The organism is Planktosalinus sp. (assembly GCF_059864935.1).
This window is the reverse complement of record NZ_JCBCCK010000517.1, coordinates 1-3,433: the sequence shown is the minus strand read 5'-3', so window position 1 is coordinate 3,433 and position 3,433 is coordinate 1. Positions and strand designations below refer to the sequence as shown.

5 protein-coding genes, 1 other RNA gene and 1 pseudogene are annotated in these 3,433 nt (G+C 38.3%); 2 read left to right on the top strand and 5 right to left on the bottom strand.

Annotated features, from left to right (window positions below; genetic code table 11):
- Together AC6F75_RS14840 and AC6F75_RS14835 are read right to left on the bottom strand one after the other, a co-directional pair.
- Positions 1–248: pseudogene (locus AC6F75_RS14840) on the bottom strand (hypothetical protein); the annotation flags it as partial.
- Positions 229–519 (bottom strand): DUF2089 family protein, encoded by a 291-nt coding sequence (locus tag AC6F75_RS14835; protein ID WP_500715864.1) that lies wholly within the window; start codon positions 517–519, stop codon positions 229–231. The pseudogene AC6F75_RS14840 and the gene AC6F75_RS14835, both read right to left, overlap by 20 nt.
- Positions 520–648: 129 nt before the next feature.
- On the opposite strand from AC6F75_RS14835, the gene AC6F75_RS14830 reads away from it, so the two are divergent.
- Positions 649–852 (top strand): hypothetical protein, encoded by a 204-nt coding sequence (locus AC6F75_RS14830; RefSeq protein WP_500715863.1) that lies wholly within the window; start codon positions 649–651, stop codon positions 850–852.
- Between the two features lie 217 nt (positions 853–1,069).
- Here AC6F75_RS14830 and AC6F75_RS14825 read toward each other — a convergent pair whose 3' ends face one another.
- Together AC6F75_RS14825 and ssrA are read right to left on the bottom strand one after the other, a co-directional pair.
- On the bottom strand, positions 1,070–1,327 hold the full coding sequence (locus AC6F75_RS14825) for a GIY-YIG nuclease family protein (RefSeq protein WP_500715862.1): 258 nt from the start codon (positions 1,325–1,327) through the stop codon (positions 1,070–1,072).
- A gap of 194 nt (positions 1,328–1,521) precedes the next feature.
- Positions 1,522–1,920: a transfer-messenger RNA gene (gene ssrA, locus AC6F75_RS14820) on the bottom strand.
- A 94-nt stretch (positions 1,921–2,014) separates the two neighbouring features.
- Between ssrA and AC6F75_RS14815 the strand changes: the two genes are divergently transcribed.
- A complete protein-coding gene (locus AC6F75_RS14815; RefSeq protein WP_500715861.1) occupies positions 2,015–3,223 on the top strand; it encodes an NAD(P)-dependent oxidoreductase in 1,209 nt (402 codons plus the stop codon).
- Positions 3,224–3,229: 6 nt separating this feature from the next.
- Here the strand turns inward: AC6F75_RS14815 and AC6F75_RS14810 are convergent, their stop codons facing one another.
- Positions 3,230–3,370 (bottom strand): hypothetical protein, encoded by a 141-nt coding sequence (locus AC6F75_RS14810; protein WP_500715860.1) that lies wholly within the window; start codon positions 3,368–3,370, stop codon positions 3,230–3,232.
- Positions 3,371–3,433 lie beyond the last annotated feature (63 nt).

The following is a 3,433-nucleotide window of genomic DNA, read 5'->3' as shown; positions in this document are numbered from 1 at the left end:
CGGGTTTTTGTATTGATCCATTTCCCCACCGGATAAAACACCAGTACTATACTGATGCTGTTGATTATGCTTTGCAGCGCGGCTGTTTTTAAAGAAACATCTTTTCCAAAATGGGTGTCCAGTACCCCGTCAAAATGTGTATTGGTCAATGAAGCACAAACCACACCCAAAATAGCAGTAACAAGTCCAAAGGCGAGGAGCTGCTGCTCACTATACCTTTTAAACGGATTAAAGAGTAGTATCTTCATGGGATTGCAATAGTTTTATTTTTTCAATCAAGTCATCCAGTTTGTTTCTGATGGTGGGGTAGCTGTTGTTCATTTGCAGGGCCATTTCTTTCAGGCTTCCACTGTTCATCAAAAACTGAAGGATAAATTCCTGTTCGTCTGGTTGAAGTTTTAAAAACACAGGCATAGTGTAATTGCCGTTCACTGTTGTGGCACAATGGTCACAAAGCAACTGCGACACTTTTAAAGCATCATTGCACGCGGGACAATGAATGGGCAATTTTGGCTGCATGATTAAATAAAGTTAAAGCAAATGTAAATAAAATTTAGATTTATTTCAATATAGTTGTATTTTTTTATTTTGTAAACACTATTCAATTTTTACTTACCTTTAACTATATACAAACTAAATATTTAACTTATGAAACCACTTGGAACAATTTTATTGATATTAGGTGCATTAGGAACCATAATTTTTGGTATTCAGGCGATTCAGGACTCAGAAAGCTTTAGTTTTTTGGGTATGGATATCGCTGTAAGCACAGCTAACTGGACACCGGTTATAATTAGTGTGATCATACTAGTGGTGGGGTTGGTGCTTACTTTTAGGGGGAAGAAGGCTTAAATGGATTGAGAATATTTTTTGATTGACTTAGGTTTTCTTTTTTTTAAGGATTATCTATCGATGATCCCTTGAAATCCAAAACAGGAAATGCATCAAGCCGTGCCTATCGGCCCGGGCGCCTTAAAACAACAAAACCCTCCTGCGCTTTCTCATAAATTCGAAAGCTTCGGAGGGCGAAGCCCTTTGATAGAATTTTATAAAGCCAACAAACAAAATTTTATACTAATCTTTTATTCCTAAATGCAATTCCGGAACCTGATTTCAGGTACTTCTCAAAATTATAAGCTGTGTATTTATTGGTAAATGTTATCTGTGTAACAATTGAAACCGGTAATTTCATTACGGTTGATTTTACTTGTCCTTTATTGTGTTGTTCAAATCTTCTTTCCAGATTATCAGTACATCCGGTATAAAATGAATTGTCATTACAAAGCAAAATATAGACATGCCAAAGCTTTTCATTCTTTACATACATAAGCATAACTTTTAATGATAGAATTAAAAGTATTAAAAAATTTGAAGTGAAAGAAAATTTACCTGTAAGTGGACTGCGTCCACCGAAGCCCTTCTGAGCCCTCAGAGGGAAAGGTAAATTAAAAATCAAGGAAAAAAGAAGCCCTCCTGCGCTTTCTCGTGAACTCGCAAGCTACGGAGGGCGAAGAAGGGCGAAGGTGGAGCCGGAGGGATTCGAACCCTCGTCCAAACAAGGAATACAATAACTTTCTACACGCTTAGTTTTTTATTGGTTTTCGTGGCAACACCGGGAAAAAACACCCAAAGTTGCCCTTATTCTCAATTAAGTTTCGAAAACACATCGAGACCCTGTGATTTCTAGGTTTACTTTTACGATGTCCCTTGATCAATTGCCGCAAACCAAGGCCGTTGAGAGACATCCTGCTTATCCGCCTTGCGGACCGAGGCATTATCCTACTGTAATTCGGATTATGCAGCTAGGGCGTAGTTATCTTCGCCGTTTAAAAAGTGTGAATTATGAGATTTACGAGCTGTAACCCAGCGCTCGGCGTGCTTACTATTCCATTCATCTTGCTGTCAAAACCAGTCGACCCCGTGAATGGATTTTTCGCTTAAAGCGAAATGCAAAGATACATCACAAAATCCTATCTTTGCAACTTTGTTAAGAGTACTCAAAAAACATTCCAAAATGACCTTAAAGATTGCAATCATCAAAGAACGTAAAAATCCGCCTGACAAACGTGTCGTGTTTTCGCCGGAAAAGTGTCAGGAAGTCATCAATCGATTTCCTGAAGTTCATTTCAAAGTGGAACCTTCTGACATTCGGGTTTTTCCTGACAGCACTTACCGCGAAAGAGGAATTGAGGTGACCGATGACGTTTCAGATTGTGATGTCATGCTGGGAGTAAAAGAAGTGCCCATTTCGGCTTTGATTCCCAATAAAAAGTATTTTTTCTTCAGTCATACCATCAAAAAACAACCCTATAACCGTAATTTATTACGTGCCATACTTGATAAAAACATTGAGTTGTATGACCACGAAACCATAGTCATGGAAAATGGGCATCGTCTTATCGGTTTTGGACGTTATGCCGGACTTGTGGGTGCTTACAACGGATTCAGAGCAATGGGTTTGAGAGACAAGCTCTTTAATTTACCTAAAGTTGAACACCTTGCTGACCTCGATGCTGTGAAAGCTGAACTGGATAAAATCACTTTACCAAACATTAAAATTGTACTTACCGGAAGTGGAAAAGTGGCCAATGGTGCCAAGGAAATCCTCGACCATTTAAAAATCGAAGAAGTAACAGTTGAAGACTATTTAAATAAGGATTTTAATCAGGCTGTATATTGTCTTATCGATGTAATGGATTACAACAAACGCAGAGACGGAAAACCCGGAGATAAAAGAGCGTTTTTCAAAGACCCTTCAGGATATGAAAGTAATTTTATGCGTTTTGCCAAAGTAAGTGACATGCTGATTACCGGTCATTTTTATGGTGATGGAGCGCCCTATTTGTTTACACGAAAAGAGGCCAAACACCCCGAATTCAAAATCAGTCTTGTTGCTGATATTTCATGTGATATCGACGGACCTGTTGCCTGCACCATCAGGTCTTCAACCATCGCCGAACCTTTTTACGGCTACGATCCTCAAACTGAAAATGAAGTTGATTTTGATGCTCCCAAGGCTATAACTGTTATGGCTGTAGATAATTTGCCTTGTGAATTGCCCAAAGACGCCAGTGAAGGTTTTGGGGATATGTTTTTAGAGCATGTTATTCCTGCTTTTTTTAGTTACGATAAAAATGGCATTTTACAACGGGCAAAAATTACCGAAGGTGGCAAATTAACCCCCCGATTTGCCTATTTGCAGAATTTTGTAGACGGGAATTAAGAACCTTTATTTATCTAATTTTTTCCGATCGTTTTTCATCATCAGATACACGGCACCAATTATTGCAGCTATGACCAGACCAAATATTACAGTCATTATAAATGCGCCGTTTTCCCAGTTGTAGAGTGCTGTTTTGTTAAAAATCATAAGTTTGTATTTTATGATTCACAAAAATAATAGATGTTAATTCAATCAAAAATGACAATGGTC

What these genes read in the sequence shown, in the direction of transcription:
- AC6F75_RS14835 (WP_500715864.1), bottom strand. Translation starts at nt 519, where the DNA reads ATGCAGCCAAAATTGCCCATTCATTGTCCCGCGTGCAATGATGCTTTA.
- AC6F75_RS14830 (WP_500715863.1), top strand. Translation starts at nt 649, where the DNA reads ATGAAACCACTTGGAACAATTTTATTGATATTAGGTGCATTAGGAACC.
- AC6F75_RS14825 (WP_500715862.1), bottom strand. Translation starts at nt 1,327, where the DNA reads ATGTATGTAAAGAATGAAAAGCTTTGGCATGTCTATATTTTGCTTTGT.
- AC6F75_RS14815 (WP_500715861.1), top strand. Translation starts at nt 2,015, where the DNA reads ATGACCTTAAAGATTGCAATCATCAAAGAACGTAAAAATCCGCCTGAC.
- AC6F75_RS14810 (WP_500715860.1), bottom strand. Translation starts at nt 3,370, where the DNA reads ATGATTTTTAACAAAACAGCACTCTACAACTGGGAAAACGGCGCATTT.